This is a genomic window from Acinetobacter sp. 243_ASPC (assembly GCF_001054715.1).
GTDB lineage: Bacteria > Pseudomonadota > Gammaproteobacteria > Pseudomonadales > Moraxellaceae > Acinetobacter > Acinetobacter soli.
This window is the reverse complement of record NZ_JVOR01000083.1, coordinates 1-2,539: the sequence shown is the minus strand read 5'-3', so window position 1 is coordinate 2,539 and position 2,539 is coordinate 1. Positions and strand designations below refer to the sequence as shown.

The following is a 2,539-nucleotide window of genomic DNA, read 5'->3' as shown; positions in this document are numbered from 1 at the left end:
CTTAGTTCGTAGCCAAGTGCTCTATCCAGCTGAGCTATGAGCGCGTACTTGATGGAGCGCATTATACGTGTTTTTTAGTTTTTGATAAGTAGTTTTTTCACAAAATAGAGTCAACCGTTCAGTTCTTAAACGAATAAGCTCATCTTGATACTTATTAATGCTTTTTTATAGCAACTTTAGCATTTTCAGCCTATGTACCGTTATCGCTCAAACGCTGATACCCTTGACTTAATCTCTGCTGTATAAACTTTGTCATAAATTCTTACAAAAGCAGAATGTATTCTTTTTCAATGCATTAACAAAATAAAATGAGAACTTGAATAAGCTTAGTATTAAAAAATTAATTAAGTAAAAGCATTCAAAATAATAAAATTGACCTTACTGCCAAAAATAAAATAAATATTTAACCGCGGTAAAAGAAAAATTGCATTATAGACATGGGATTAAATCACTTAAATTTATCAATTTTTATTCAAAAGAGCTTTAATTCATCGGTTAATTTTTTCTCAGATTCTTTTTTTAAAATTGGCTCAGGTGCCGCTTTTTCTTAATTTTAAGATTTTGTTGACTGTTTTTTATACATAGCCAATACTGAGTCATGGTTAACAAATAGACCGATACATCATTCGCAATAAAGACACAAAACAAGATTAAATTTACAGTTAACCAAAAAATGTATAAGAATTGCACAAATAGGAATGCACACTCATGTTTCTTAAAGCTCTCGTTTCATCTATTTCAAAAATTACTCACGACCTGGGTAATGCTGTTACCAGTCAATCAAGTGCGTCATCGGAAGGTTCGCTGAATCTTTCTTTGTCTTTATCGACCACAGTAACTGCGGTTGCGAGTAGTATTTCCACACTACCAACCACCATTAGCTCCGTGGTAACAAGTTTACCTACAGCACCAACCAGCGTGGTCAGCGATTTATTGGGTACAGTTACTGGTGGCACATCAGGAAATCCACTCGAAACTGTCACCAATTTATTAGGCGGCCTTGCAGGTGGAGGTTCAGGGAATCCACTCGGTACTCTTACAGGCGCATTGAGTAGCGCGACCGCACCATTGCAAACCGGAATCGATGTACTTCAAGGCGTGGAGTCATTGAAAACCGATATTATTACCTCCACGATTGACACTCTGGCCAGCTCTGGCATCAATATTTTGCCTCAGGCTGCCGAGCAGATCTCAGCATTGGCTGGCTTGGGTACACTGACTTTTGAAACCTCTGAAAGCACAGTCAATGGTGTTTTGGATGCCGTTTCGGGTGTGCTCGACCTGAATCCAACTGCAGTCAGTGATGCGTTAACAGGGGTTGCGGCGACATTGGTCGACAGTGGCACAAGTGCCACGGAGATTTTATCCGGCCTCGCAGGTGGACTCGATAGTAATCCGCTTGAGTCTGTGACCGATTTATTAGGCGGACTCACTGGCGGTACATCAGGTAATCCACTTGACGCTGTCACGGATTTATTGGGCGGACTCACTGGCGGTGCATCAGGTAACCCGCTTGAAGCTGTCACGGATTTATTGGGCGGTATTACGGGTGGAACATCCAGCGATCCATTAAGTACCTTAACAGGTGCATTAAGTAGTGTAACCGCACCATTGCAAAATGGAATCGATGCACTTCAAGGGCTAGAATCACTCAAAACCGATATCATTACCTCCACGATCAATACTTTAGAAAGTTCTGGTATTCATATTTTGCCTCAAGCTGCTGACCAAATTTCAGCATTGGCGGATTTAGGTACTTTAACTTTTGAAACTTCTGAAGCGACCGTCAATGGTGTTTTGGATGCTGTTTCTGGTGCACTCGACCTGAATCCAACAGCAGTCAGTGATGCATTAACAGGGGTTGCGGCGACACTGGTCAATAGTGGCACGAGTGCAACATGGATTTTATCTGGCCTCGCAGGTGGAATCGACAGCAATCCGCTTGAGTCTGTGACCGATCTCTTAGGTGGACTTGCTGGCGGTACATCAGGTAATCCACTTGAAGCCGTGACGGATTTATTGGGCGGTCTTGCGGGTGCAGGCAGTGTTGGCTCATTTGATACATTAACCGATGTGCTGGGCAGTGTAAGTGATGCTGTCCATGGATTAATTGATGTGGGTGAAACCTTGGTAGTCAGTACTGCCGAAGTAACAGCGGATACTGCACATGCACTTGTTGATATTGTCGATGTCGCCGCAGACAGTACTCTCGATGTGGTCGAGACACTCTTAAACAGTCTGGAAAGCATTTCAACTTCTGCGACAGGTTCAAGTGCTTCCCTTGGTGGCCTAACAGATCTATTAGGCGGTGTGACCTCATCGCTTGGTTCAGTCACCAGTACAAGTCAAGGCTTGGGCAGCGTAACCAATTTGCTCGATCAGCTCTTTGATCAAAACTTAAGTGTGGTTTAAACCCATTTAAACCTTGAACAACCCAGCCGCCTGCTTGATGTAGGCGGTTTTTTTATGGCGTATAAGTAACACGTCATATAGCCAAATTTCAGGCACAAAAAAACCGCAATTAAGCGGTTAATTCTTC

1 protein-coding gene is annotated in these 2,539 nt (G+C 42.6%); it reads left to right on the top strand.

Going from position 1 to position 2,539, the window contains the following annotated elements:
- Positions 1-708 precede the first annotated feature (708 nt).
- The gene (locus ADA42_RS09755; RefSeq protein WP_048764932.1) at positions 709-2,412 is read left to right on the top strand and encodes a hypothetical protein; all 1,704 of its coding nucleotides are present in this window, start codon (positions 709-711) and stop codon (positions 2,410-2,412) included.
- Positions 2,413-2,539 lie beyond the last annotated feature (127 nt).

Coding starts and splice junctions, on each gene's coding strand:
- ADA42_RS09755 (WP_048764932.1), top strand. CDS start 709: ATGTTTCTTAAAGCTCTCGTTTCATCTATTTCAAAAATTACTCACGAC.